Origin of the sequence: Novosphingobium malaysiense, assembly GCF_000802225.1 — a bacterium.
GTDB classification, from domain to species: domain Bacteria; phylum Pseudomonadota; class Alphaproteobacteria; order Sphingomonadales; family Sphingomonadaceae; genus Novosphingobium; species Novosphingobium malaysiense.
Genome location: NZ_JTDI01000003.1, coordinates 912871 through 937870, shown reverse-complemented (window position 1 = coordinate 937870; position 25000 = coordinate 912871). Strand labels below are relative to the sequence as shown.

Genomic DNA, 25000 nt, shown 5'->3' with positions numbered 1-25000 from the left:
GCGAAGCCTTCCTCCCATGGAAGATGATGAGGAGGACCTGGCGCAATGGCATGAGGAGCGCGAGGCCGATGACGGCGCGGTTCCGAAAAAGCGGCGCGGCAAACGCTGGTACCTGTCACGCTTCATCGCCGCGACGCTTCTGCTTTTCATGCTGCTGGTCGGGTGGCTGGCCGTTACCGCGCCGCTTTCCAAGTCGCTGAAGCCGCTGTCACCGCCTCAGATCACGCTGCTGGCTGCCGATGGCACGCCGATCGCCCGCAATGGCGCGCTGGTGGAAGCGCCGGTCGAAGTGAAGAAGCTGCCGGGCCACGTGGTTCAGGCGTTCCTCGCCATCGAGGACCGGCGATTCTACGACCACTGGGGTATCGATCCGCGCGGCCTGGCGCGGGCGCTGTGGACCAACATGACCACGGGCCGTACCGAGGGTGGCAGTACCATCACCCAGCAACTCGCCAAGTTCACCTTCCTTTCCTCGAAACAGACGCTGGGGCGCAAGGGGCGGGAAATGCTCATCGCGTTCTGGCTGGAGGCGTGGCTTACCAAGGACGAAATCCTCCAGCGCTATCTCTCCAACGCCTATTTCGGTGACAATGCCTATGGGCTACGGGCCGCCTCGCTGCACTACTTCCGCCGCCAGCCCGAACGGCTGACGACGGCGCAGGCGGCGATGCTGGCGGGCCTGATGAAAGCGCCATCGGCCTTGGCACCGTCGCGTCATTACGACCTCGCCGAAAAGCGCATGCGCGTGGTGCTGCAGGCGATGGTCGATGCCGGATACCTCACGGCCCGCAAAGCGAGTGTGCGTGCGCCACGGCTCGACATCCGCACCGCGAGCGATCTGCCGACGGGGACCTACTTCGCCGACTGGGCTCTGCCGCAGGCCCGCGCGCTAGAAGACGGCAGCTACGCCAAACAGACATACACGACGACGCTCGACGCTCGCCTCCAGGCTGCCGCGCGGCGTGCGATTGCCCGCGCCCCGTTGGGCAAGGCGCAGGTCGCGCTGGTGGCCATGCATCCGAATGGCGAAGTGGTCGCCATGGTGGGCGGCAAGGACTACGCCAATACGCCTTTCAACCGCGCGACCCAGGCGCGTCGCCAGCCCGGATCGACCTTCAAGCTGTTCGTCTATCTGGCGGCTCTGCAGAAGGGCTGGAAACCCGCAGACACGATCGAGAACACGCCGATTCGCTCCGGAGGCTATCGCCCCGAGAATGCCGCAGGGCGCTATTCGCCGACACTCACACTGGAGGATGCCTTCGCGCGTTCGAGCAATGTTGCTGCCGTCCGCCTGTTCGACAAGGTCGGCGATACCGCGGTGATCGACATGGCCCGCGCGCTCGGCGTAACCGCACCCTTGCCGCCGGGGGACCCCAGCATGGCGCTGGGCACGGCGAGCATGACGCTGATCGAGCTGACCTCGGCCTATGCGGGTGTGGCGGGCAACCGTTTCCCGGTGAAGCCCACGGCCTTTGCCGCGGAAAAGGAAGGCTGGTTCGACGGTATCCTCGGCAAGCGACACAGCCTGTCAGGCCGCACCCACACGGACATCGAGAGGCTGCTGCGCGCAGCGATCAATCGGGGCACCGGCCGGGCGGCCATGCTGCGTGCGCCCAATTACGGCAAGACCGGCACCAGCCAGGAAAGCCGCGATGCGCTGTTCGTCGGATATGCCGGCGACCTGGTCGTCGGCGTCTGGATGGGCAACGACGACAACTCACCGCTCAAGGGCGTCTCCGGCGGGACCATTCCGGCGCGCATCTGGCGCGATTTCATGCGCGAGGCCTTGGGCGAACGCGATGTTTCCGAACCCCGCGCCGATCCGAGCGGCCCCGTGCAGCCGCTCGACTTGCCCGATCTCGGCGAGATTCCGCTGGGCGATGTCGGCAACCTGCGCTTCGAGAACGGCCAAGCTGTCATCAGCGGCCAGATCGACGGCAATCCCATCGACCTGCGGATCGACAATGGCGGCCTGAAGATCGACAGCGACCGGCTCACCGAGGAACTCGGCCGGGCGCGGGACGAGGTTCAACGCGACGTCCAGCGCTCGCTCGAGGAATCGCGGCGGGACCAAGGCACCTCGCAACAACCGTAAGCCGGTTTAGAAAAGTAACATCCATGTTGACGGGGGGGCGACGGCATCTCTCCCAATGAAAAAAGGCCCCCGCTTGCGCGAGGGCCTTTCCGATTTCGCGGGTGACCGCAGCTACATTCAGCGCTTGTCGAGCGGAATGTAATCGCGCTGCGTCGGGCCGGTGTAGAGCTGGCGCGGACGGCCGATCTTCTGGCCGGGATCGGAGATCATTTCGTTCCACTGCGCGACCCAGCCCACGGTGCGGGCAAGCGCGAAGAGCGCGGTGAACATCGAGGTCGGGAAGCCGATCGCATTGAGGATGATGCCCGAGTAGAAGTCGACGTTCGGGAACAGCTTCTTCTCGATGAAGTAGGGATCGTTGAGCGCCAGTTCCTCAAGGCGCAGCGCGGTCTCGAACAGCGGATCGTCGACCTTGAGCGCATCGAACACCTCGCGGACGGTCTTCTGCATGACCGTCGCGCGCGGGTCGTAGTTCTTGTAGACGCGGTGGCCGAAGCCCATCAGGCGGAACGGATCGTTCTTGTCCTTGGCGCGCTCGATGTAGTGCGGAATCTTGTCGGGTGTGCCGATTTCCTTGAGCATGTTGAGCGCAGCTTCGTTCGCGCCGCCATGCGCCGGGCCCCACAGGCAGGCGATGCCGGCCGCGATGCACGCGAAGGGATTGGCTCCCGACGAACCGGCGAGACGCACGGTCGAGGTCGAGGCGTTCTGCTCGTGGTCGGCGTGAAGGATGAAGATGCGGTCCATCGCCTTTTCGACTTCGGGGATCACTTCGTATTCCTCGGCCGGAACGCCGAACGTCATGCGCAGGAAGTTGCCCGTGTAGGACAGGCTGTTGTCCGGATAGAGGAACGGCTGGCCGACGGCGTACTTGAACGCCATGGCCGCGATCGTCGGCATCTTGGCGATCAGGCGGTGCGAGCTGATCTTGCGGTGCTCGGGATCCGAAATGTCGGTCGAGTCGTGGTAGAACGCCGAAAGCGCGCCGACCACGCCGCACATGATCGCCATCGGGTGCGCATCGCGGCGGAAGCCCTGGTAGAATGTGCGCAGCTGATCGTGCAGCATCGTGTGGCGGCTGATGGTGAATTCGAACTTGGCCAGTTCGTCCTTGCTGGGTAATTCACCATTGAGCAGCAGGTAGCTCACTTCCATGAACGACGAGTTCTCGGCAAGCTGGCCGATCGGGTAGCCGCGGTGCAGCAGCACGCCTTCGTCGCCGTCGATGTAGGTCAGCGCGGATTCGCAACTTGCGGTCGACGTGAAACCCGGGTCGAACGTGAACATGCCCGTCTGGGCATAGAGCTTGCGAATATCGACGACATCCGGGCCGACGCTGCCCTTGAGGACAGGGTAGTCGTATTCCGCGCCACCTGCGCTCAGCTTGACCTGATCACCCACCTGTTCTTCTCCTTATGCTTGCGACCCGGCGGGAACATCCGCCTGCGCACCGATGCGCGCGAGGCTTTCTTCCCTGCCGAGCAATACCAATACGTCAAAAATTCCCGGAGAGGTCGTCTGACCCGTCAGGGCTGCCCGCAAGGGTTGCGCGAGCTTGCCGAGGCCCAGTTCCAGTTCCCCGGCCATTGCCTTCAGATTGGCTTCCAGGCCTTCCAGAGTCCAGTCGGATTCCCCGGACAGGCGCTGGTGAATCGCGGCAAGGCGCCCCCGCGCCTCGTCGGTCAGAAGCCCCTGCGCCTTCTCGGTCATTTCGAGCGGGCGCTTGGCGAAGAGGAAGGCGGCCCCTTCTGCAAGATCATTGAGGTCCTTGGCGCGGACCTTGAGCACGGGCATCGCGCGCGTCAGCAGGTCCATCTCCACACCGGCGCCGAGCTTCGGTCGGATCAGGCCTGCAAGCCGCGCGTCGTCGGCTTCGCGCAGGTAGTGGCCGTTGAGATTCTGAAGTTTGGCGAGGTCGAAGCGCGAGGGCGACTTGCCCACGTGGGCGATGTCGAACCACTGCACCGCCTGATCGCGGTCGATGATCTCGTCGTCGCCATGGCCCCAGCCCAGGCGCAGCAGGTAGTTGAACAGAGCTTCCGGCAGGACGCCCAGTTCATCACGATAGGTGTCGACGCCCAGCGCGCCGTGGCGCTTCGACATCTTGGCCCCGTCCGCGCCGTGAATCAGCGGAACGTGGGCATATTCGGGAATGTCCCAGCCCATGCCCTTGAGGATGACGAGCTGGCGGAAGGCGTTGTTGAGGTGGTCGTCGCCGCGGATCACGTGGGTCACGCCCATGTCGTTGTCGTCGACCACGACCGCGAGCATGTAGGTCGGCGTGCCGTCGCTGCGCAGGATGACGAAATCGTCGATTTCCTCGTTCTGCACGGTCACCGGCCCCTGTACGAGGTCCTGAATGGTGGTTTCGCCTTCGCGCGGGGCCTTGATGCGCACCACGTAGGGCGCGCCTTCGGGCCAGGTCGCGGGGTCTGCGTCGCGCCATTCGCTGTCGATACGGAACGGGCGGCGTTCCTCCTGCGCTTTCTGGCGGCGGGCGGCGAGTTCCTCGGAAGAAAGGTAGCAGCGGTAGGCGTGCCCCTTTTCGAGCAGTTCGGCGGCCACTTCGGCGTGGCGATGCGACCGGGCGAACTGGAACACCGGGCTTTCGTCACCCTCCAGTCCCAGCCAGGAAAGTCCGTCGAAAATCGCGTCGATGGCCGGTACGGTGGAACGCGCGCGATCGGTATCCTCGACGCGCAGCAGGTACTTGCCACCGTGGTGACGGGCATAGAGCCAGTTGAACAGGGCGGTGCGGGCGCCGCCGATGTGCAGGAAGCCCGTCGGCGAGGGGGCAAAGCGCGTTACGACGGCCTTCTTGCCGTTCGATCCGCCCGATGCACTGCCGCTTGCCATTACTCCAACCTTCCTGTCCTATGCGGGCCATGGCGAGCCAGGCCACTTCATCCGATATCACGTGCGAAGACGCGCTTGAAGGCGCTGCACTGCAACATCGGCCATGGAACAGCAAGCTCCTCTTGTCGAGAGGGTTGGCGGGATTCGAGAGATTTCTTTCCGATGCAGGCTTCGATCGCGCGCCGTGGCTGGCCGTCGCGTTCGGTGGAGGCATAGCGGCGTGGTTCGCATTGCCATCTGCGGGATGGTGGGCGGCGTTGAGCGTGCTGTGCCTGGCGCTGGCGGGGGCGCTCTATGCGACAGGCACGGCAAAAGCGCGCCACCCGCATCTGATGCAAGCGGCCATTGCGCTTCCGCTGGTGCTGGCCGCGGGGTGTCTTGTCGTCTGGGCGCGATCGTCCGTCGTAGGCGCGGTGCCGATCGAACGGCCCATGGCGGGAACCTTCACGGCGCGGGTGCTGGCGCGGGAAGAGCAGCCCGCGCTTGATCGTCAGCGGCTGATCCTGGCGATGCGTGAACGCGATACGGCGCGGGCGCTCAAGGTCCGGGTGAATGTTCCCGATGGAAAAGGCGCCGATAACGTGGGCACGGGCGCGCTTGTGAGGTTCAAGGCGCGCCTGATGCCGCCGGCGCCACCGATGCTGCACGGGGCGTACAACTTTGCGCGAACCGCCTGGTTTTCGGGACTTGCGGCGACAGGAACGGTTCTGGGGCCGGTGAAAGTCATCGAACCGGGGTTGCAGGGCAACCGCCTGGAATCGACGCGCAGCGCGCTGTCCCGCCATGTCCGCACGCGGCTTGCGCCCGCCGAAGCGGGGATTGCCGCCGCTCTGGCGACGGGCGATCGCGGGGGGATCGCGGAAGGCGATGCGCAGGCCATGCGCGATGCGGGGCTCGCCCACCTACTCTCGATCAGCGGCCTGCATGTCAGTGCAGTGATCGGGGCGGTCTATCTGCTGGCCCTGCGGCTGCTGGCGCTCTCGCCCTGGCTGGCCCTGCGTGTGCGCCTCCCGGTAGTTGCGGCAGGGGCCGGAGCGCTGGCGGGAATCGGCTATACCCTGCTGACGGGCGCCGAGGTGCCAACGGTCCGCTCGTGCATCGGCGCGTTGCTGGTTCTGATAGCCCTGGCGCTGGGTCGAGAGGCGCTGTCGTTGCGGATGCTCGCTGTCGCGGCGTTCTGCGTGCTGCTGCTATGGCCGGAATCGCTTGTGGGTCCGAGCTTTCAGATGAGTTTCGCGGCTGTTCTCGCCATTGTCGCGCTCGGTACGGCGGGCCCGGTACGGCGGTTTCTCGGCCCGCGCGAGGAGCCGGCTCTCCTGCGTGCCGGTCGCGGGGTCGCCATGTTGCTGCTGACCGGCGTCGTGATCGAGTTGGCGCTGATGCCGATCGGGCTTTACCACTTTCACCGGGCCGGCGTTTATGGCGCGCTGGCCAACGTAGTCGCTATTCCCTTGACGACTTTCCTGGTCATGCCGCTGATTGCCGCTGGCTTGCTGATGGACATCGTCGGGGCCGGTGCGCCGGCATGGTGGCTGGCGGAGCAGGCCATCGACCTGCTGATCGGCCTTGCCCACTGGATCGCTTCGCGGCCGGGTGCGGTGAACCTGCTCCCCGCCATGGGCACCGGCGCCTTCCTCCTGTTCGTCGCGGGCGGACTGTGGCTGGGCCTGTGGAGCCGAAAAATACGCTGGTTCGGCCTGATACCTGCCGCTGTCGGTGCGGCCTTTCTGGCCACGATGACCCCGCCGGACGTGCTTGTTACTGGCGATGGGCGCCACGTTGGTCTCGTGGCGCAGGATGGCAGCAGCCTGTTTGTCCTGCGCGACAGCCGCAGCGATTATGTGCGCGACAACCTGCTGGAACTCGCCGGCATGGAAGGCGAGCCGGTGAACCTGCGGCAGTGGCCGGGTGCGCAGTGCAATCGTGACTTCTGCTCGGTTCCGGTCAGGCGGGAAGGACGCATCTGGAACCTGCTTCTCACCCGAAGCCGCGATCGTGTGCCCGAGCGGGCCCTGGCGGCAGCGTGCGACAAGGCGGATATCGTCATCGCCGATCGCTGGCTGCCGAGGAGCTGCCGCCCGAAGTGGCTCAAGGCGGACCGCTCCATGCTCTCACGAACCGGCGGGCTGGCCATCGATCTGGACCGGGCCGGGGTTACCACCGTCGCGGACGGGCAGGGCCGGCATGGCTGGTGGCGGCCCGGCAGATAAGCGCCGAGGCGTCCGCGGTTCTCAGTGGTAGCGGCGCAGCAGGCCGGCCAGCTTGCCCTGAACCTCGACTTCGTCGGAGCCGTAGACCTGAGGCTCATAGGCGGCATTGGCGGGGTCGAGCCGCACCATGCTGCCTTCGCGGCGCAGGTATTTGAGCGTCGCTTCCTCGCCCCGCACCAGAGCCACGACGATTTCGCCATCGCGTGCAGTGTTGGTGCGCTTCACCAGTGCGAAGTCGCCATCGAGAATGCCGGCATCGATCATCGAATCGCCGGAAACCTCGAGCGCATAGTGTTCGCCTGAGCCAAGCAGGGCGGCAGGGACGGGCAGGGTGGACTGGCCTTCCAGCGCCTCGATCGGAACGCCGGCGGCGATGCGGCCGTGCAGGGGGATTTCGACCACGTCGTTCGCCGGTTCGGGCATCGCGCGCGGTGCCTGGGTCTCGTTGCTGTTCGCCGGCACCGCGGGTTGCGCCGGCTTGCTGTTCGCATCCTCGGGCTGGCGCAGCACTTCGAGCGCGCGGGCGCGGTTGGGCAGGCGACGGATGAAGCCGCGTTCCTCAAGCGCCGAGATCAGCCGGTGGACACCCGATTTCGACTTGAGATCGAGGGCTTCCTTCATCTCCTCGAAACTGGGAGAGATGCCGCTTTCCTCAAGCCGGGTCTGGATGAACCGGAGCAATTCGTGCTGCTTGCGCGTCAACATGGTCGCTGCCTCTTGTCCTGCGTTCGCCCGGAATGTTCCGTTTCGCGAACATTGGGAGAACAATTAAGCAACGAAATTCGTAACGTCAAGCAATACCGCCATTTTGGAGCAGGAACACCCGCACCTCGTCGCCTTCGGCCCCTTCGGGTGCAAAGGCAGGGCGGTCGATCAGCACGTTGCTGGCGGCCAGGGCCGAAAGCGCGCCGCTGTCCTGCAGCGTATGCGGTACGACGCACTCTCCGTTCCAGATGCCGCGCACGAATTCGCGACGCCCGCCATTGGCGCGGACCGGGGCGCCTAGCCTGGTTGCGATCCGCATCGGCAAGGCATAGCGCGCGCCGAGCATACGGCGCAGCAGCGGCAGCATGAAGTGATAGGCGGTGACGAAGCTGGAAACCGGGTTACCGGGCAGGCCGATCACGATCTGCGGGCCGGTCCTGCGCTCGCGCCGGGCGACGAGGATCGGCTTGCCGGGTTTGATTGCGACGCGCCAGAAGTCGAGCGATGCGCCCCAGGCTTCGAGTGCCGGGCGGACCAGATCGTGTTCGCCCACCGACGCGCCGCCGCTGGTGACGATAACGTCCGCGTGGTTTGCCGCATCGAAGGCGTCAATGAGCGCATCGAGCGTATCCGCGACCGGGCCGCTTCGTTCGGCATTGACGGGGAGCTTTCGGGCCATGGCCAGCAGCATCGCGCCGTTGCTGGCGGGGATCTGATGCGGCGCACAGGACTCGGGATCGGCGGCGAGTTCGTCGCCGCTATCGATCACCGTCACGCGCGGCTTGCGGCACACGGGCAGGTGCTTGTGTCCCGCCGCGATCGCCAACGCCGCGTCGGCTGGACCGATCAGCGAACCGGAAGCGATCACTTCGCTGCCCTTCATGAAGTCGAGGCCGCAGGGACGGATGTGCTTGTGCGCCGGCTTGGGGGCTTCCCCGGTCAGCGTGATCTCGTGGTCCTTGCGGGCGAGGTCTTCCTGCAGGATCACCGATGCCGCGCCGGCGGGAAGCAGCGCGCCGGTGGAAACCTGGATGGCCTGCCCCTTGCGGACTTCACCCGAATAGGGGTGCCCGGCAGCGCTTTCTCCCACGACCTGCCAGGGCCCGGCAAGATCGTCGGCGGTGACGGCATAGCCGTCCATCGCCGAGAGGTCGGCGGCGGGCTGCGTGCGGCGCGCGAGCAGCGGCTCGGCCAGATAGCGACCGACGGAACCTTCGATATCGACGTGTTCGGTCGGCAGCGGCCCGGCAAGGTCGAGCAGGCGCGACTGGGCTTCCTCGAGCGGAATCGGCGGTACCTTTGCCATCAGCTTATGTCAGCCTTCCCCGGATCGGCCTTCCCAAGGTCGGCTTTCCAGTGCCCGGACTTGCCGCCACGTTTCTCGATCAAGCGTATCTCTCCAATCACCATGCCCTTATCGAGGGCCTTGGCCATGTCGTAGATTGTCAGGAGCGCAACGGAAACCCCGGTGATCGCTTCCATTTCCACACCGGTCTTGCCTGTGAGGGCAGCCGTGGCGGTGGCGCGGATGGCATCGTCCTCGAAGGTGAAATCGACATTTACTGCATCGATCATAAGCGGATGGCACATCGGGATGAGATCGCTGGTCTTCTTCGCGGCCATGATCCCGGCGATACGCGCGGTGCCCAGTACGTCGCCCTTGGGCGCGTCGCCTGCGCGGATGGCGGCGAGCGCTTCGACGGTCATGGTGATCCGGCCCGAGGCGACGGCAACGCGCTGGGTCTCGGCCTTGGCGCCGACGTCGACCATGCGCGCGGAGCCTTCGGAATCGATGTGGGTGAGAGACTTGCCCATGTCAGCCCTCCAGCAGGGTTCGTGTCGCCGCCTCGACATCGGCCTGCCGCATCAGGCTTTCGCCGACGAGGAAAGTGCGCGCGCCGCAGCCGGCGAGGCGTTCGAGGTCGGCGTGGGTGTTGATGCCGCTTTCGCTCACCAGCAGCGTGCCTTCCGGCGCCATCGGGGCGAGCCGTTCGGTCACACCGATATCGGTGACAAAGCGCTTGAGATCGCGGTTGTTCACGCCGATCAGCCGCGATTTCAGGCGGGCGGCGCGCTCCATTTCTGCCTCGTTGTGGACTTCGACGAGGCAGTCCATCCCGCGTTCGCGCGCGGCAGCCTCGATTTCGGCCATCAGGGTGTCGTCGAGCGCGGCGACGATGATCAGGATCGCATCGGCACCGATCGCGCGCGCCTCGGCGACCTGCCAGGGATCGATCATGAAGTCCTTGCGGATCACCGGCAGCGAGACCGCGGCGCGCGCATCCATCAGGTAGTCCTCGTGCCCCTGGAAATAGGGCGCGTCGGTGAGCACCGAGAGACAGGCCGCGCCGCCGCGCTCATAGGCAACGGCATGTTCGGCGGGGCGGAAGTCGGGACGGATCAGGCCCTTCGAGGGGCTGGCCTTCTTGATCTCGGCAATGAGCGCGAAGCCGGTTTCGGCCTTGCGGCGCAAGGCAGCCTCGAACCCGCGCGGCGCGTCCTGATGCGCGGCATGCCGGTCGAGATCGGCGATGGTGGCAACGGCCATGCGCTCGTCGACTTCCTCGCGCTTGGTCTCGCAGATTTCGGTGAGTTTGTCGGACATCGTTTCCTCGAAATTCGCACACTGCCTTAGCCGTTCGGGAGGTATTTGCAGTTCAGCCCTTGGTGGCGTCGATCCAGCAGTTGAGGAGGGCATTGGCGAGGCCCTTGTCGATGGCTTCGGCAGCTTCCTCCACGCCCTCGGCCCAGCTCCGCGCCTCGCCGGCCACGATCAGGGCGCCGGCGGCGTTGAACAGCACGGCATCGCGGTAGGGGCCGGGCTCGCCCTGCAGAAGCGCGCGCAGGGCAGCCGCGTTGAAAGCGGCATCGCCTCCACGGATGGCATCGACCGGCGCGACGGAAAGTCCGGCATCCTGCGGCGTGACCCGGCGCATGGAGACTTCGGTGCCGCGCACTTCGGCCACTTCGTTGCCGCCCGCCAGGCTGAGTTCGTCGAGGCCTTCGTCGCCCGAGATGACCATCGAGTGATCGGTGCCGAGCCGCGCAAGGGCTTCGGCGTAAATCGGCACATAGGCCGGGCGGGCAATGCCCACGAGCTGACGGCGAACCCCTGCGGGATTGGCGAGCGGGCCCATGAGGTTGAAAATCGTACGGCGGCCGATGGCCTTGCGGATCGGCATGATCCGGCCCATCGCCGGATGGTGCTTGGCCGCGAAGAGGAAACAGATGCCGATTTCCGCCAGCGTCGTTTCCGCCGTTTCGGCCGCGCGATCGAGATCGAGGCCGAGCGCTTCGAGTGTGTCCGCAGCACCGGCCTTGGAACTGGCGGCGCGATTGCCGTGCTTGGCGACTGGCACGTCGCAGGCGGCCACGACCAACGAGACGGCGGTCGAGACATTGAGTGTATGATGCCCGTCGCCGCCGGTGCCGCAGACGTCGATGGCGTTTTCCGGCGCGGAAATCGGGATCATCCGGGCGCGCATAGCCCGCGCGGCGCCGGCGATCTCGCTTGCAGTCTCGCCCCGATCGGACAGGGCGACGAGAAAGGCCGCGATGTCCTCGTCCGGCACCCGGCCGTCGAGGATCGCGCCGAATGCGGTCTCGGCTTCGACTTCCTCCAGCGGATAGAGCGGATCGGGCAGGCTCATGCGCTGATCCGTTCGGGCAGCTTCGCGTCGATCCCGCACAGCTTCAGGAAGTTCGCCAGCATCGCGTGGCCGTGTTCGGTGGCGATGCTTTCCGGGTGGAACTGCACGCCGTGGATCGGCAGGCTTTCGTGGCGGAAACCCATGACGTGATTGTCATCGGACCGGGCATTGACCTTGAGGACATCGGGAATGTCCTCGACGATCAACGAGTGGTAGCGCGTGGCCGTGAAGGGCGAGGGCAGACCTTCGAAAACGCCGGTGTTGTCGTGCGTGACCGGCGAGGTCTTGCCGTGCATCAGCCCGCCGCGCACCACCTTGCCGCCGAAGTACTGGCCGATCGACTGGTGCCCCAGGCAAACGCCGAGCAGCGGCTTGCCGGCATCGGCGGCCGCGCCCACCAGATCGAGGCTGATCCCGGCTTCATTGGGCGTGCAGGGGCCGGGCGAGAGCAGAAAGCCCTTCGCGCCCGAAGAGATCGCCTGTCCGGCCGAAAGCGCATCGTTGCGCACCACTTCGACTTCGGCCCCCAGTTCCATCACGTAGTGGACGAGGTTCCAGGTGAAGCTGTCGTAATTGTCGATGACCAGGATCATGGCGCTACCTTTCCTGAGGCGCCTTCGCCGTTTTCTCGACAACGATCAAGGGGCCGAGCGGCGGTCCGCCGTCGACACGGCCATGTTCGGGGTCCCACAGCGAGGAAACGCTGCCGTCGAGGAACAGCGCGTCGGGGCAATGGAGCTCATCGCGAAAGTAGCGGGCGAGCTTGCCGAAGGAGATCGGTTCGTCGGCTATGACGAAGTGCGCGCGGCCCTGCTTGTCGACGCCGACGCCGTTGCGCAGCTTGAGCGAAGTGCCGTCGTGGTCGATCTTCGGGTGCAGCTTGCCCTTGATGACGAGCATCGGGCCGGACTGGGTGCCGAAGTCGGGGCGCTTGCTTACGTTTGCGGCGAAATCCTCGCTGGTGCGCACGGCCCAGTGCCCCTCGGCCTCACCGTAGAACACGCCGTTGGGCAGCATATGGAAGTTGCCCGGGCCTTCGTTGGTGTTGAGCTTGTGCAGCCGCTCGCCGTCCTCGACGTAGTAGCCGATCGGCTGCCCGTCGGCATCGAACATGCCGCCGTTCATCGCGAAGGCGACGGCATGGGCGTTGTCGGGCCGGTTGACCGCAAGCTGCGAAAGGCTGCGATAGGGCGCGCCGGCCTTGGGGCCGAGCACCATGTGGATGCTGTGTCGGCCCGGAGTGGCGGTGCAATGGGTGAGCGCGACACTTTCGAAGGTCGCGCTTTCGCACGGCGGCGGGGGCGGGGCTTCGGCCTGCTTTTCGGGTTCGCCGGAAGAGCACGCTGCAAGGAGGAGGGCCGACAATGCGGCCATTCCCGCCGGGAGTTTGCGGTTCCCATTTTCGTCATCCCCGCGCAGGCGGGGATCCAGCAGACGGCGTATCAACACGAAACTGCGGAACTGGATTCCCGCCTGCGCGGAAATGACGATGTCTTGGTGTGCTTGAGTGTCGTCACTGCCCGAAACCCGGCTCTCCGGCCACGCGTACGGCTTCGCGTGCCGCGGCGAACAGGGCGCCGGACTTGTGTTCGCATTCCCGCTGTTCGGAGTCCGGGTCGCTGTCGGCGACGATGCCGGCGCCCGCCTGCACGTGCAGAACGCCGTCCTTGAGGACACCGGTGCGCAGGACGATGCAGGAGTCGACCGAGCCGTCGGGCGCGAAGTAGCCGACGCCGCCGGCATAGGCACCGCGCGTTTCGGGTTCGAGTTCGGCGATGATCTCGCAGGCGCGGACCTTGGGGGCGCCCGAGACGGTGCCCGCCGGGAAGCCCGCGAAGACCGCGTCGATGGCATCGTGCTTTTCGGCGTCGAGCCGGCCGACCACGTTCGAGACGATGTGCATGACGTGGCTGTAACGCTCGATGGTGTAGCTGTCGGTCACTTCCACGCTGCCGCGCGTCGCCACGCGGCCGACGTCGTTGCGGCCGAGATCGAGCAGCATGAGGTGCTCGGCGCGTTCCTTGGGGTCGGCGAGCAGGCTGGCCTCGTTGGCCTTGTCCTCGGCGGGCGTCTTGCCGCGCGGGCGGGTGCCGGCGATGGGACGGATGGTGACTTCGCCATCGCGCACGCGCACGAGGATTTCCGGGCTCGATCCCACCAGCGCGAAGCCGGGCAGGTCGAGGAAATAGAGGAACGGCGAGGGATTTACCCGGCGCAGCGCGCGATAGAGGGCCAGCGGCGGCAGCGTGAATTCGCAGGTGAAGCGCTGGGCCAGAACCACCTGGAAGATGTCGCCCGCCTCGATGTAGTCCTTCGCCTTGAGGACCATGGACTTGTAAGTCTCGGCGGGCATGACCGGAGTGGCCTGCGGTTCGGGCAGGTCGGCCCGAACGGGTGAAGCGGGCACCGGCGCGGCGAGGCGGCGCAGGGCTTCGTCGATGCGCTCGGCAGCGGCATCGACGACGCGTTCGGGTGCACCTGCCTCGGGCCACAGCGGGGCGACGCAGAACAGCTCCTCGCCCAGCCGGTCGAAGACGAGGATCAGCGAGGGGCGCACGAAGAGCATGTCGGGCACGTCGAGCGCGCTCTGGGGCGCGCGCGGCAACTTCTCGACCAGACCGATCGTCTCGTATCCGAAATAGCCGACGAGGCAGGCAAGCGCCTTGGGCAGTTCGGCCGGTACGTCGATGTGGCAGGCGGCTACAAGCGCGCGCAGTTCGGACAGGCTGTCGCCGGGGAGCGCCTCGAACGCATCGCGGTCGGCTGCCCACGCGCGGTTGATCTCGCACGCGGCGCCCCTGGCGCGGAATACCAGGTCGGGATCGAGGCCGATCAGGCTGTAGCGCCCGCGCGTTTCGCCGCCTTCCACGGATTCGAGCAGGAAGTCTCCGCGTCCTTCCTCGAACAGCTTGAGCGCTGCGCCCACCGGGGTTTCGGTATCGGCGACGAGCTTGCGCCAGAGCAGGGCGGGCCTGCCCTGCGAGAGGGTTTCAAGCGCAGCCGACCGATCCGATTCCCTGTTCATGGCGTGCCGTCCCGCCGATCAGTTCTGGGTACCGGTACCGGCAAGCTGGTCGCGCACGGCCGCGACCGCCTTGGGGTGCCTGGTCACGCCGACGTCCTTGCGGATCGCCTTGGCAAGTGCATCGCCATAGGCATCGCCAAGCTGGCGGCCGAGTTCCCTGCGGGCACCCTTGACCAGTTCGTCGGACTCGACGTCGCCAGGCGCGATCTTCTTGAGCTGGACCACGAACCAGCCGCGCTCCTGGGCGGCCGACTGCACCTTCACCGTGTCTTCGGCCATGTGGAACATCAGCGAGACCGGCGGCGGGACCTGCTTGCCCTGGCGCAGCGCTTCGGTGAGCGTCGGGCGCGACATCGAGACCTGCTGGACCGGCGGCAGCCGCTTTCCGATGCTCGACAAGGCCTGCTCGATCGTCTTGCCCTTCTTGATCTCGGCCTGCATCTTGAGCGCGGCCTTCTTGGCCGCCTCCGAGCCGGTGTAGAGCTTCCAGGCGAGCTTCACGTCGTCCTTGATCTCGTCCAGCGGCGCAGGCGCGGACGGGGCGATCTCGGTCACGTCGAACAGGACGTAGGACTTGCCCGGCACCGCGGGGGCAACCTGCGGCTCTTCCTGCTCCATGGTGAAGGCGGTCGAAAGCACAGGCTTGACCGCTTCGGGAACGGATTCGTTCGGCTTCATGTAGACATTGCCGTCAGCGGTGACCTGGGCAGTCTTCTTGACTTCGGCACCGATCGCCTTGGCGACTTCGGTCAGGTTGGCGCCGTTGTCGAACTGGTCTTCGACGTTGCTGACCATGTCCATGAAGGCCTTGCGGCGCTTTTCTTCCCTGATCTGCTCGATCAGTTCGTCCTTCACCTCGTCGAGCGAGCGCGCCGGCTTCTTGCTCTCTTCATCGACGCGGATGACATGCCAGCCGAGCGGGCTCTTTTGCGGCGTGGCGAGCTTGCCGACCGGTGCCGCGAACACGGCATCGGCGACTTCCGGGGAGAACTGGCTGGCCAGTTCGTCCTTGCTGAAGAATTCCAGGTTGGCGGCCGACAATCCCTTTTCCCGGGCCGCGGCCTCGAGCGACTTGCCGCCCTCGACTTCGGAAACGACGGCCTTGGCCGCCGCTTCGGTCGGCACGATCAGCTGGGTGATCTTGCGCTTGTCCTGCGCGGCGTAGGCCGACTTTTCGGACTCGTAGCGCGCGGCGATTTCCGCATCGGTGGGAGGGGCCGGGGCCTTCATCGAATCCTGGTCGAAGGTGGCGTAGCGGATCACGCGGCGTTCGGGGCGGATGAACTCGTCGGTATGATCCTTGTAGAAGGCCGCCAGCTGCTTGTCCGTCGGGTCCTTGTCCGGCGCAAACAGCAGCGAGGGAAGCGCGGCGACCGAGCCCGAGCGGGTTTCGTTCAGCAGCGAGGCATACCGCTTGGCCGCGAACTCGGACATTTCGGTGCCCGAGGTGGCTGGCACCATCAGCACCTTGCCGGTGATGTTGTGGGCAATGTCCTCGCGCAGCGATTGTTCGGAAATGCCCTGCTGGGCGAGGGCCTGGCGGAAGGTGTTCTGGTCGAACTTCCCGTCGACGCCCTGGAATGCCGGGATCTGCGTGATCTCGCTATCCACAAGCCGGTCGCTGACGATGATCTTGTGGTCCTTGCCGAAGACAAACAGCGCGGTGCGGTCGATGAGGTCGCTCAGGACCTGCTCGACGCCGCCCTGGGCGACCAGCAGCTTCATCGTCGCGGTCGGTTCCTGCTGCTTGACCCGGTTGAGCGCCCGGGTGGCGCCCTGCGCCAGATCGTTGGCGTCGATGTCCTCGCCGCCGACGGTCGCCACGGCTGAACCGCCGCCGCCTGCGCTGGAACCGCGCATTCCGGCGATGTCGCCGCTGGCGAAGGCGATGGCGATGATCACCAGCACGACGAGGGCAATCCCCGCGCCGATCTTGGATGTGAAGAATTTTCTGAAGATAGAGATCATGGACCGTGCCGATCAGCGATTGCCTGCGCGAAACCTGCCGGCTTCGCAGTAAACGGGCGCAGGCTTTAGGAGGCCTTGCCGCATCCTGCAATGCCTCGCGCGGCTACTGGGGACAATTGCGTCGATGCCCCGGCGATGGCGGACGATGTTCTCCGGGTTTTTCCGGGGCCGTGACGTCGGAGCGCGCAAATCGAATTGCTTTAGCGCCGGCAGCGCGGTCGTGGGGGGGCAATGACGGGCTTCACCAAATTAATGGCCGATGAATTTTGACAGCCGGGCGGCCCTAGCTTAGCAGCGCCGCGACAGCGACGAGCCTGATTCCCTCGCCGGCGGGAATCGGCAGGATTCGCCCCGGAATTTAAAAAGGTTTGAAATGGCTGGTTTGCCTTACATTGTTGGAAACTGGAAAATGAACGGCACGCGTGCGATGCTCAACGAGGCGCGCGCGATAGACCGGGCAGCGGCACGCTTTCCAAAGGTGCAGGTCGCGGTCGCGCCGCCGGCTACTCTTATCTACCGCACGCGCGATGCGGCGGATATCATCGGTGTGGGCGGTCAGGATTGCCACGCAGAGGAAAGTGGCGCTTTCACCGGCGATATCTCCGCGGTGATGCTCAAGGATGCAGGGGCGGACTTTACCATTGTCGGCCACTCCGAACGGCGCACGCTGCATGGCGAAACGGATGCGGACGTGAAGGCCAAGGCCGAGGCGGCGCTCGGTGCGGGCCTCGGGGTCATCCTGTGCGTGGGCGAAACCGAAGTCGAGCGCGACGCGGGACGGGCCGAAGCGGTCGTCGGCGCGCAGCTCGAAGGCTCATGTCCGCATGGCGATGGAGCGCCCGAAAAGCTTTCCGTCGCCTATGAGCCGGTCTGGGCGATCGGCACCGGCCGCGTGCCTTCCGTCGCCGACGTGGCGGCGATGCACAAGTCGATCCGCGCAAAGCTCGTTGCCATCTACGGCGAGAGCGGGGCGGAAGTGCGCATTCTCTATGGCGGTTCGGTCAAGGCGGACAATGCCGCCGAGCTGCTTTCGGTGCCCGAGGTGGGCGGTGCCCTGGTCGGCGGTGCCAGCCTCACGGCCGAGAGCTTTCTTTCCATCGTCGGCGCAGCGGCTTCGCTGGCCGGCGACTGAAACGATGCGGCGGGACGGGCAAGGCTTGTCCGTCCCGGCCGATGGAGGCCGAAGACGGCCAAGACACGGGTTGCGCGAAGCCTGCCTAGGGCCTATCTGCGCGGCGAACGATGTGGGCGCTAGGCCCGCCAGAAGGCTGATACGAAGATGTTCCTTTTCCTCACCGTGGTCCAGGCGCTGATTGCAGCGGGCCTCGTTGCCGTAGTCCTGATGCAGCAGTCCGAAGGCGGCGGCCTTGGTGTCGGCGGCAGTCCCTCGGGGCTGATGTCCGCACGGGGCGCAGCCAATTTCCTGACGCGGGCGACGGCGGTTCTGGCGACTCTCTTCGTGGCTCTCAGCATCGTACTGGCCGCTCTGGCCGTGGATCAGACTTCCGGCCGCGACATCGACACCTCGCTCGAGCGCAACACCGCCCCGGCTCAGCCAGCCGATCCGCTGGCAGGGGCCGCCGACAAGGGTGCTGCGGCCGCTGGCGACGCGACTCCTGCCCAGCAGGCGCCCGCCGACGATCCGCTTTCGGGAGCTGCCAAGCAGTAACCCTCAAGCGTTTTACCGTAACCGGAATGCCGTCTGGCGCTGCCAGAGGGTGATTCCTCGTGTTTGTCCTGTGGATTGAGGCTCTGGGTGCTTGCCCTGGGGCCCCCATGCAATTTAAGGCCCGACTCCCATGGCGCGGCATATTTTTATCACCGGCGGCGTGGTTTCCTCGCTCGGCAAGGGCCTCATGGCGGCGAGCCTTGCAGCACTGCTGCAGGCGCGCGGGTTCAAGGTGCGAATCCGCAAGTTCGACCCCTATCTCAACGTCGATCCGGGCACGATGAGCCCGTATCAGCACGGCGAGGTCTACGTGACCGACGACGGGGCGGAAACCGACCTCGACCTGGGGCACTATGAGCGCTTCACCGGCGTCTCGGCGCACCAGGGCGACAACATCACCTCGGGCCGTATCTATCGCGACATCATCGCCAAGGAACGCCGCGGCGACTATCTCGGCGCCACGGTACAGGTGATCCCGCATGTCACCGACGCGATCAAGGATTTCGCGCAGGCCGATACCGACGACCTTGACTTCGTGCTGTGCGAGATCGGTGGCACCGTCGGCGACATCGAGGGCCTGCCCTTTGTCGAGGCCATGCGCCAGCTGCGCAACGAGCTTGGCCGCGAACAGAGCTGCTTCGTCCACGTCACGCTGGTTCCCTACATTGCCGCAGCCGGTGAGCTGAAGACCAAGCCGACGCAACACTCGGTCCGTGAGCTGACCGGCCTCGGCATCCAGCCCGACGTCCTGCTGTGCCGCTGCGAACGCCCGCTGCCCGACAGCGAACGCGCCAAGATCGCGCTGTTCTGCAACGTGCGGCGCGAAGCCGTCATTCCCGCGCTCGACGCGCCCAACATCTACCATGTCCCGCTGCAGTATCACGGCGAGGGGCTGGATGCGGCGGTTCTGCACCACTTTGGCATGCAATCGCCCGATCCCGACCTCACGCGCTGGCAGGACATCGCGGACCGTTACGACCACCCAGAGGGGGAAGTGACCATCGGCGTGGTCGGCAAGTACGTCGGCCTTCCGGACGCCTACAAGTCGCTCAACGAAGCGCTCGTGCACGGCGGCATGGCCAACCGGGTGAAGGTCAAGATACGCTGGATCGACGCCGAGATCTTCGAGCAGGAAGATTCCGAGATCGCCGCCGCCCTCGAACCGATGCATGGCATCCTCGTGCCGGGCGGCTTCGGCGAGCGCGGGACCGAGGGCAAGATCGCGGCGGTGCGTTTCGCCCGCGAGCGAGGCGTTCCGTTCTTCGGGATCTGTCTCGGCATGCAGATGGCCTGCGTCGAGGGGGCGCGCTCGGTCGGCATTGCCAAGGCTGGGTCGACCGAATTCGGGCAGACCGAAGAGCCGGTCGTCGGCATCATTACAGAGTGGATGAGCAAGGACGGTTTGCAGAAGCGTGCCGAGGGCGGTGACCTTGGCGGGACCATGCGCCTCGGTGCCTATCCCGCCTTGCTTTCGCCCAACAGCAAGATCGCCGCGATCTATGGCAGCAACCAGATCAGCGAGCGTCACCGCCACCGCTACGAGGTCAACGTGGCCTATCGCGATGCATTGGAAGGTGGCGGCCTGATCTTCTCGGGCATGTCGCCCGATGGTTTGCTGCCCGAAATCGTCGAACGGCCCGAGCATCCGTTCTTCGTCGGCGTGCAGTTCCATCCGGAACTCAAGTCCAAGCCATTCGATCCGCACCCGCTGTTTTCAGGCTTCATAGCCGCGGCCCTGCAACAGGCCCGCCTCGTCTGACACAAGAAAGACCGGCCCCGATGGGAGCCGGTCTTTTTTTGTCCGGAAGGCGAGCCTGGGCTCGCCGCGCTGATCGGCTTAGATCAGCTTCCAGGTCAGCGGCAGCACGACCGAGCTGGTGCCGGCCGGCGGTGCGGGCAGGTTGCCGACGCGCGACATCAGCGATACCGCTTCCTTGTCGAGCGACCGCGATCCCGACGAGCCGACCAGTTCGGCCTTTTCGACCTTGCCCGATGCCGAGATGAAGACCTTCACCTGGGCGGTGCCTTCCTCGCCGCGCATCTGCGCCGTGCGCGGATAGGTCTGCTTGGAAGCGACGACGCGTTTCACGTTGTTCAGCCAGTCGTCGGCCAGAGCCGGGCTTGCGGTCATGGCTACAACCGAAAGCGCTGCGGAAATTTTCAGAATTGTTTTCTTCATGGTCATTCTCCATTTCCGGTCGGACAGTGGCTCGAAGGCCCATCGTCCGGGGGGCACTCAAAAAAACGTCTTAGAATTCGCTCCAGTCATCGAGGGCGAGGGCGTTCGCACCCGAGACGGCGGCTGCCGGCTTGCGTACCGGGGCTTCAGGGGCATGGTCCGGTTCCGACTCCTGCGTGTTGGCTGCATCGGCGGCCGGAAGACCGTGGGCCGAAGCCTCGTAGGTGTAGCCAGGTTCGCCGTCGCCAAGCCGGAAGGCGGCCATCTGGCTCATCAGGCGCTGCGTTTCGTGCGAGAGATTTCGGCTACCGGCCGAGCTTTCCTCGACCATGGCCGCGTTCTGCTGGGTGAAGGTGTCCATCCCGGCAACCATGCCCGAGATCTCGGTAATGCCTTCGGCCTGCTTTTCCGCGGCACCGGCGATTTCCTCGACCAGCGAGGAGACCGTGGCGACTTCGCCGACGATCTGGCGCAGGGCATCGCCGCTGCTTTCCACCAGCGAGACGCCATCGCCGACTTGTTTGGTGCTGCGATCGATCAGGCCGCGGATGTCGTTGGCGGCGTCGGCCGAACGCTGTGCCAGCGCGCGGACCTCGGTGGCGACGACCGCGAAGCCCTTGCCCGCTTCCCCCGCACGGGCGGCCTCAACGCCGGCATTGAGGGCGAGAAGGTTGGTCTGGAAGGCGATACCGTCGATCGTGTTGATGATCGCGGCCATCTCCTTGGAGGTCGTTTCGATACCGCGCATGGCATCGACGGCCTGGTGGGCGATGTCCTCGACCTTGGTGGCCGTGTCGCGGGCGACGAGCAGACGCGTGCTGGTCTGGCGGGCATTGTCCGCGGTAACCTGGACCACGCTGGTGAACTCGTTGAGCGTGCGGGCGGTGTCGGCCAGCGAACTGGCCTGCTGCTCGGTGCGGCCGGCGAGATCCGAGGTCGCCGCGGCGATCTCGTCGGTGCCGACGCGGATCGAATTGCAGCCATCGACGATCTGGCGCATCGTTTCCGCCAGGCGGGCTACAGCAAGGTTGTAGTCGACCGGCAGGCGGGCGAGGGCGCCATCGCCATCCTCGGCAAGGCGAATGGCGAGGTCGCCCTCGGCAAGCTTTGCCAGGCCGTCACCGATGGCCTGCACGGTGTGCTGCAGGTGCTTGGCACGTTCCTGTTCCTCGTGCGCGCGTTCCTGATCGGCGCGCGCCAGGCCCTGGAAGCGTTCCAGAGCGCGGGCAAGACTGCCGAGTTCGTCCATGCGCTCGACACCCGGGATGACGACATCCGTATCGCCTTCGACCAGGCAGCGCACGGCGCCGTCCAGCCGCTTGATCGGCCGCGCGACGGACCGCATCATCACGAACAGCAGGATCGCCGCACAGGCGAGGCCGCCCAGCGCAGCGCCGGTCATGATCTTGCTGGCCTTCGCATAGATCGCTTCACCACGCTTGGATGCGGCATCTGCGGCCTTCGTGTTGAGGTCGATCAGCGTGAGCAGGTGGTCTTCGAGATTGTAGAAGCTGTCGAGCCCTTCGGCCTGGAAGGTTTCGAGGGCCGCTTCGGGATCGGATTGCGCCAGTTCGAGCATTGCATCGTTCTGGGCCACGTACGCCTGCCAGTCGGCACGGACCTGCTCAAGCGCCTCGATCTGCGCGGGCTGGTGGATGTGCTTGCGGTAATCGTCGAGCACCCCGTCGATAACCGCGCCGGAATTGCGCAGGACCTTGGTCTGGCGTTCCCATCCCGGCGTGCCGGCGGCCTCGAGCGTGTCGGCCTGATGAATGCGGTATTGGGATGCATAGGCGTGAAGGTCGCCAAGCGCCTGCGCTGCCGGCAGTGAATTGCTCGTCAGCTCGCTGGTGAGCGAATTGACCTCACCGATCTGGCGGACGGCAAACAGTCCCATGCCAGCCGTGATGGCCAGCAGAAGGCTGAAGGCGAACACCAGCCGGTGGGCGATCTTCAAACGTTTCATGGCTAATCCGTCTCCTGGGGGGGTAGGGCAGGAGACCGTTTAGCCAGTATGGGTGTGAGCGAATTTAAGTGAAGCAGGGGCAATAGCCCTACAATTGCTTAGGTAAAAGCTTAGGGAACTTTACCCGGTACAGTGACGGCATGGTGAACACCGCGCTAACGTTAACCACGACAAAGGCGGCCCGGGCACCCGGACCGCCTCGGTTTTCCTGGCTTTTTGATCGCCGCTCCCGGCGTCAGGCCGCAGCACTATCCTTGTCGGATTCACCATCTACGACAGTTAGTTGATTGCCGCCGATGGCGATCTTCTTGGGCTTCATGGCATCGGGAACTTCGCGTACGAGGTTGATCACGAGCAAGCCGTCGGCAAGATCGGCGCTATCCACGCGCACATAATCGGCCAGTTCGAAGCGACGCTCGAAGCCGCGCTGGGCGATTCCCACGTGCAGATATTCACCTTCCGACGAATCATCGGGCTTGTTGCCCTTCACGATCAGCAGGTTGGCCTGCGCGGTGATGTCGATGTCGGCTGCGCGGAACCCGGCCACGGCAAGGGTGATGCGATAGGCATCGTCACCCAGCCGCTCTATATTGAACGGCGGATACTTGTCGCCGGTGTTGGCGCGTCCCTGATTCTCGATCATGTCGAAAAGGCGGTCGAAGCCCACCATGGTGCGGCGATAGGGCGAAAAATCGATACGGTTCATGACAAAAATCCTCCAATGAGCAATCTTCGTTTCGGCGAGGCCCGGGAACCCGGCGCCTCCTTGATGAGTCATCCCCATGGCGGGCCATGACTCGAAACCCTAGATATGCTAGCGGCCCGCGGTTTCAAGGGTCGTCACACAGGCAAAGAAGGAGCGCCGCATGAGCCAGCCCAAGGTCGAAATGTACACCAAGTGGGGGTGCCCCTACTGCGTCGCGGCCAAGTCGCTGTTCGATCGCAAGGGGGTGGCCTACGAAGAGTACGACGTGACCATGGGCGGTCCCAAGCGCGCCGAGATGGAAGAGCGCGTGCCGGGTGCCCGCACGGTCCCCCAGATCCTGATCGACGGCAAGCCCTATGGCGGCTTCGACGAGGTCAACGCGCTCGAGCGTGATGGCAAGCTCGATCCGGCGCTCGGCCTCTGACCCGATGGTGCGGGCTGCCCTTCTGCAGATGACGTCCGGAATCGATCCGGCGGCCAATGCCGCCGCGATCGTCGCGGCCGCCGCCGAGGCGCGCAGCGAAGGTGCCGCCATGCTGTTTACTCCTGAGATGTCCGGGCTGCTCGATCGCAAGCGTTCGCGGGCCGCCGAAGCGATCCGGTCCGAGGGCGGGGATGCAGTGCTGGCAGCCGTTCGCGAGGCAGCGGCCCGCGAAGGGATCTGGGTTCACCTGGGATCGCTGGCGATTGCGCGCGAAGACGGGAAATGGGCCAATCGCGCCTTCGTGATCGATTCCGACGGCGCAATTCAGGCCCGTTACGACAAGTTACACATGTTCGACGTCGATCTCGATACCGGCGAATCCTGGCGCGAATCCAACGCCTATGCGGCCGGAGATCGCGTGGTAACCGTGGAAACGCCGCTCGGGCTGCTCGGGCTGACCATCTGCTATGATATTCGCTTTCCTGCGCTGTTCGAGGCTTTGGGCCGGGCCGGATGCGATGTCATCGCCATTCCGGCCGCCTTCACCGTGCCGACCGGCAAGGCGCACTGGCATCTGCTGCAACGGGCCCGCGCCGTGGAAGCGAGCGCCTATGTCCTGAGCGCCGCGCAGGTCGGACGGCATGAGGACGGGCGCGAGACATACGGGCACTCCCTGGCGATCGATCCGTGGGGCGAAGTCCTGCTCGACATGGGGGGCTCGCAACCTGGCCTCGGCTATGCCGAGGTCGATCCCGCCCGCATTGCCGAGGTACGGGCACAACTGCCCAGCCTTGCCAATCGCCGCGAGATCGCCAAATAGCCATCCGATGATCGTTTACGACCTGCAATGCCGAGGAGGCTCCCACCGATTCGAGGGCTGGTTCAAGTCCTCGGACGATTTCGCATCGCAGCGGGAGAGGGGGCTTGTCGCTTGTCCCTATTGCGGTTCGGCCGATGTGGACAAGGCGATGCAGGCGCCGCGTCTCTCGCGCAAGAGCAACCAATTACCCGAACCTTCCAGCGCGGGCCGTCCGGCGAAACCGCAGCGCGTGGAGGAGCCCGCCGAGCCGGCCGCACCGGTCGCCAATGCGCCGCTGCCACCGAAGGCCGTCGAATTGATGCACAAGCTGGCGAAGATGCAGGAGGATGCGCTCAAGGATTCGCGCTACGTCGGGCAATCCTTCGCCGAAGATGCCCGGGCGATCCACTATGGCGAGCGCGATGCCGAAGCGATCCACGGCGAGACCACGCTGGAAGAGGCCCAGGAACTTCTGGACGAGGGAATCTCGGTCATGCCGCTACCATTTCCGGTCACCCCGCCCGACAGCACGAACTGACTTTCGGGATTGTTCTCGGCAGATTGCCAAGGCGCCGCCTCCAAGCTAGGAGACCCCGGCGCGCGCCCGTAGCTCAGCAGGATAGAGCACCAGATTCCTAATCTGGGGGCCACAGGTTCGAATCCTGTCGGGCGCGCCATCCCCGAAATAAAGTGTGAACTCCTGCAAAGGCCTTATCCGGGTGATTGGCCGCAATACGCGCGAGCGCGG

At 65.5% G+C, this 25000-nt stretch carries 22 protein-coding genes and 1 tRNA gene; 9 read left to right on the top strand and 14 right to left on the bottom strand.

Annotated features, from left to right (window positions below; all coding sequences use genetic code 11):
* Positions 1 to 16 precede the first annotated feature (16 nt).
* Positions 17 to 2095 carry a transglycosylase domain-containing protein gene (locus LK12_RS12330; protein WP_156135468.1) on the top strand — a complete coding sequence of 693 codons (2079 nt, stop codon included), beginning with the start codon at positions 17 to 19 and terminating at the stop codon, positions 2093 to 2095.
* A gap of 117 nt (positions 2096 to 2212) precedes the next feature.
* Here the strand turns inward: LK12_RS12330 and LK12_RS12325 are convergent, their stop codons facing one another.
* Together LK12_RS12325 and gltX are read right to left on the bottom strand one after the other, a co-directional pair.
* A complete protein-coding gene (locus LK12_RS12325; RefSeq protein ID WP_039284069.1) occupies positions 2213 to 3496 on the bottom strand; it encodes a citrate synthase in 1284 nt (427 codons plus the stop codon).
* Between the two features lie 12 nt (positions 3497 to 3508).
* On the bottom strand, positions 3509 to 4951 hold the full coding sequence (gene gltX, locus LK12_RS12320; protein ID WP_039284066.1) for a glutamate--tRNA ligase: 1443 nt from the start codon (positions 4949 to 4951) through the stop codon (positions 3509 to 3511).
* A gap of 29 nt (positions 4952 to 4980) precedes the next feature.
* On the opposite strand from gltX, the gene LK12_RS12315 reads away from it, so the two are divergent.
* Positions 4981 to 7161: a ComEC/Rec2 family competence protein gene (locus LK12_RS12315; RefSeq protein ID WP_039285264.1), complete on the top strand. Its 2181-nt coding sequence runs from the start codon at positions 4981 to 4983 to the stop codon at positions 7159 to 7161.
* A gap of 21 nt (positions 7162 to 7182) precedes the next feature.
* On the opposite strand, the gene lexA is transcribed toward LK12_RS12315, so the two are convergent.
* The 9 genes from lexA to LK12_RS12270 form a co-directional block, all read right to left on the bottom strand.
* Positions 7183 to 7866 carry a transcriptional repressor LexA gene (gene lexA / locus LK12_RS12310; RefSeq protein ID WP_039284063.1) on the bottom strand — a complete coding sequence of 228 codons (684 nt, stop codon included), beginning with the start codon at positions 7864 to 7866 and terminating at the stop codon, positions 7183 to 7185.
* 85 nt (positions 7867 to 7951) lie between these two features.
* Positions 7952 to 9172, bottom strand: a complete 1221-nt coding sequence (locus LK12_RS12305) for a molybdopterin molybdotransferase MoeA (RefSeq protein WP_039284061.1) — start codon at positions 9170 to 9172, stop codon at positions 7952 to 7954.
* Positions 9172 to 9681 carry a cyclic pyranopterin monophosphate synthase MoaC gene (gene moaC, locus LK12_RS12300; RefSeq protein WP_039284057.1) on the bottom strand — a complete coding sequence of 170 codons (510 nt, stop codon included), beginning with the start codon at positions 9679 to 9681 and terminating at the stop codon, positions 9172 to 9174. The genes LK12_RS12305 and moaC overlap by 1 nt, the downstream gene beginning before the upstream one ends.
* Before the next feature lies 1 nt (position 9682).
* Entirely contained in the window at positions 9683 to 10471 is a 789-nt protein-coding gene (gene trpC, locus LK12_RS12295; RefSeq protein ID WP_039284054.1) for an indole-3-glycerol phosphate synthase TrpC, read from the bottom strand.
* Between the two features lie 52 nt (positions 10472 to 10523).
* Complete coding sequence (gene trpD, locus LK12_RS12290) at positions 10524 to 11516, bottom strand: anthranilate phosphoribosyltransferase (protein ID WP_039284051.1); 993 nt, start codon at positions 11514 to 11516, stop codon at positions 10524 to 10526.
* Positions 11513 to 12109: an anthranilate synthase component II gene (locus tag LK12_RS12285; protein WP_039284048.1), complete on the bottom strand. Its 597-nt coding sequence runs from the start codon at positions 12107 to 12109 to the stop codon at positions 11513 to 11515. Before LK12_RS12285 ends, trpD begins: the two co-directional genes overlap by 4 nt.
* Before the next feature lie 4 nt (positions 12110 to 12113).
* Positions 12114 to 12890, bottom strand: coding sequence for a phosphodiester glycosidase family protein (locus LK12_RS12280; protein ID WP_039284044.1), 777 nt, complete (start codon positions 12888 to 12890; stop codon positions 12114 to 12116).
* Positions 12891 to 13029: 139 nt separating this feature from the next.
* The gene (trpE, locus tag LK12_RS12275) at positions 13030 to 14541 is read right to left on the bottom strand and encodes an anthranilate synthase component I (RefSeq protein ID WP_039284041.1); all 1512 of its coding nucleotides are present in this window, start codon (positions 14539 to 14541) and stop codon (positions 13030 to 13032) included.
* Positions 14542 to 14559: 18 nt separating this feature from the next.
* Positions 14560 to 16509 carry a SurA N-terminal domain-containing protein gene (locus LK12_RS12270; protein ID WP_039284038.1) on the bottom strand — a complete coding sequence of 650 codons (1950 nt, stop codon included), beginning with the start codon at positions 16507 to 16509 and terminating at the stop codon, positions 14560 to 14562.
* 373 nt (positions 16510 to 16882) lie between these two features.
* Between LK12_RS12270 and tpiA the strand changes: the two genes are divergently transcribed.
* The 3 genes from tpiA to LK12_RS12255 all read left to right on the top strand — a co-directional run bounded on the left by tpiA (position 16883) and on the right by LK12_RS12255 (position 19937).
* Positions 16883 to 17641: a triose-phosphate isomerase gene (tpiA, locus tag LK12_RS12265; RefSeq protein WP_039284034.1), complete on the top strand. Its 759-nt coding sequence runs from the start codon at positions 16883 to 16885 to the stop codon at positions 17639 to 17641.
* A 147-nt stretch (positions 17642 to 17788) separates the two neighbouring features.
* The gene (gene secG / locus LK12_RS12260) at positions 17789 to 18178 is read left to right on the top strand and encodes a preprotein translocase subunit SecG (protein WP_039284031.1); all 390 of its coding nucleotides are present in this window, start codon (positions 17789 to 17791) and stop codon (positions 18176 to 18178) included.
* Positions 18179 to 18308: 130 nt separating this feature from the next.
* Positions 18309 to 19937, top strand: coding sequence for a CTP synthase (locus tag LK12_RS12255; RefSeq protein WP_039284028.1), 1629 nt, complete (start codon positions 18309 to 18311; stop codon positions 19935 to 19937).
* A 78-nt stretch (positions 19938 to 20015) separates the two neighbouring features.
* On the opposite strand, the gene LK12_RS12250 is transcribed toward LK12_RS12255, so the two are convergent.
* The 3 genes from LK12_RS12250 to LK12_RS12240 all read right to left on the bottom strand — a co-directional run bounded on the left by LK12_RS12250 (position 20016) and on the right by LK12_RS12240 (position 23029).
* On the bottom strand, positions 20016 to 20357 hold the full coding sequence (locus LK12_RS12250) for an energy transducer TonB family protein (RefSeq protein ID WP_039285263.1): 342 nt from the start codon (positions 20355 to 20357) through the stop codon (positions 20016 to 20018).
* Between the two features lie 70 nt (positions 20358 to 20427).
* Positions 20428 to 22323, bottom strand: a complete 1896-nt coding sequence (locus LK12_RS12245) for a methyl-accepting chemotaxis protein (protein ID WP_082010477.1) — start codon at positions 22321 to 22323, stop codon at positions 20428 to 20430.
* A gap of 235 nt (positions 22324 to 22558) precedes the next feature.
* Entirely contained in the window at positions 22559 to 23029 is a 471-nt protein-coding gene (locus LK12_RS12240) for an Hsp20 family protein (protein ID WP_039284024.1), read from the bottom strand.
* A 160-nt stretch (positions 23030 to 23189) separates the two neighbouring features.
* Here LK12_RS12240 and LK12_RS12235 point away from each other — a divergent pair, with 160 nt between their 5' ends.
* The 4 genes from LK12_RS12235 to LK12_RS12220 all read left to right on the top strand — a co-directional run bounded on the left by LK12_RS12235 (position 23190) and on the right by LK12_RS12220 (position 24929).
* Positions 23190 to 23453, top strand: coding sequence for a glutaredoxin (locus LK12_RS12235; protein ID WP_039284022.1), 264 nt, complete (start codon positions 23190 to 23192; stop codon positions 23451 to 23453).
* Positions 23454 to 23457: 4 nt separating this feature from the next.
* Entirely contained in the window at positions 23458 to 24273 is an 816-nt protein-coding gene (locus LK12_RS12230; protein WP_039284020.1) for a carbon-nitrogen hydrolase family protein, read from the top strand.
* A gap of 7 nt (positions 24274 to 24280) precedes the next feature.
* A complete protein-coding gene (locus LK12_RS12225; protein WP_039284017.1) occupies positions 24281 to 24790 on the top strand; it encodes a DUF1178 family protein in 510 nt (169 codons plus the stop codon).
* 62 nt (positions 24791 to 24852) lie between these two features.
* Positions 24853 to 24929 (top strand) — tRNA-Arg (locus LK12_RS12220).
* Positions 24930 to 25000: the final 71 nt, after the last annotated feature.

Excerpts from the sequence above, each read along its gene's own strand:
- LK12_RS12330 (WP_156135468.1), top strand. The coding sequence starts at position 17 with ATGGAAGATGATGAGGAGGACCTGGCGCAATGGCATGAGGAGCGCGAG.
- gltX (WP_039284066.1), bottom strand. The coding sequence starts at position 4,951 with ATGGCAAGCGGCAGTGCATCGGGCGGATCGAACGGCAAGAAGGCCGTC.
- LK12_RS12315 (WP_039285264.1), top strand. The coding sequence starts at position 4,981 with ATGGCGAGCCAGGCCACTTCATCCGATATCACGTGCGAAGACGCGCTT.
- lexA (WP_039284063.1), bottom strand. The coding sequence starts at position 7,866 with ATGTTGACGCGCAAGCAGCACGAATTGCTCCGGTTCATCCAGACCCGG.
- LK12_RS12305 (WP_039284061.1), bottom strand. The coding sequence starts at position 9,172 with ATGGCAAAGGTACCGCCGATTCCGCTCGAGGAAGCCCAGTCGCGCCTG.
- moaC (WP_039284057.1), bottom strand. The coding sequence starts at position 9,681 with ATGGGCAAGTCTCTCACCCACATCGATTCCGAAGGCTCCGCGCGCATG.
- trpC (WP_039284054.1), bottom strand. The coding sequence starts at position 10,471 with ATGTCCGACAAACTCACCGAAATCTGCGAGACCAAGCGCGAGGAAGTC.
- trpD (WP_039284051.1), bottom strand. The coding sequence starts at position 11,516 with ATGAGCCTGCCCGATCCGCTCTATCCGCTGGAGGAAGTCGAAGCCGAG.
- LK12_RS12285 (WP_039284048.1), bottom strand. The coding sequence starts at position 12,109 with ATGATCCTGGTCATCGACAATTACGACAGCTTCACCTGGAACCTCGTC.
- LK12_RS12280 (WP_039284044.1), bottom strand. The coding sequence starts at position 12,890 with ATGGCCGCATTGTCGGCCCTCCTCCTTGCAGCGTGCTCTTCCGGCGAA.
- trpE (WP_039284041.1), bottom strand. The coding sequence starts at position 14,541 with ATGAACAGGGAATCGGATCGGTCGGCTGCGCTTGAAACCCTCTCGCAG.
- LK12_RS12270 (WP_039284038.1), bottom strand. The coding sequence starts at position 16,509 with ATGATCTCTATCTTCAGAAAATTCTTCACATCCAAGATCGGCGCGGGG.
- tpiA (WP_039284034.1), top strand. The coding sequence starts at position 16,883 with ATGGCTGGTTTGCCTTACATTGTTGGAAACTGGAAAATGAACGGCACG.
- secG (WP_039284031.1), top strand. The coding sequence starts at position 17,789 with ATGTTCCTTTTCCTCACCGTGGTCCAGGCGCTGATTGCAGCGGGCCTC.
- LK12_RS12255 (WP_039284028.1), top strand. The coding sequence starts at position 18,309 with ATGGCGCGGCATATTTTTATCACCGGCGGCGTGGTTTCCTCGCTCGGC.
- LK12_RS12250 (WP_039285263.1), bottom strand. The coding sequence starts at position 20,357 with ATGAAGAAAACAATTCTGAAAATTTCCGCAGCGCTTTCGGTTGTAGCC.
- LK12_RS12245 (WP_082010477.1), bottom strand. The coding sequence starts at position 22,323 with ATGAAACGTTTGAAGATCGCCCACCGGCTGGTGTTCGCCTTCAGCCTT.
- LK12_RS12240 (WP_039284024.1), bottom strand. The coding sequence starts at position 23,029 with ATGAACCGTATCGATTTTTCGCCCTATCGCCGCACCATGGTGGGCTTC.
- LK12_RS12235 (WP_039284022.1), top strand. The coding sequence starts at position 23,190 with ATGAGCCAGCCCAAGGTCGAAATGTACACCAAGTGGGGGTGCCCCTAC.
- LK12_RS12230 (WP_039284020.1), top strand. The coding sequence starts at position 23,458 with ATGGTGCGGGCTGCCCTTCTGCAGATGACGTCCGGAATCGATCCGGCG.
- LK12_RS12225 (WP_039284017.1), top strand. The coding sequence starts at position 24,281 with ATGATCGTTTACGACCTGCAATGCCGAGGAGGCTCCCACCGATTCGAG.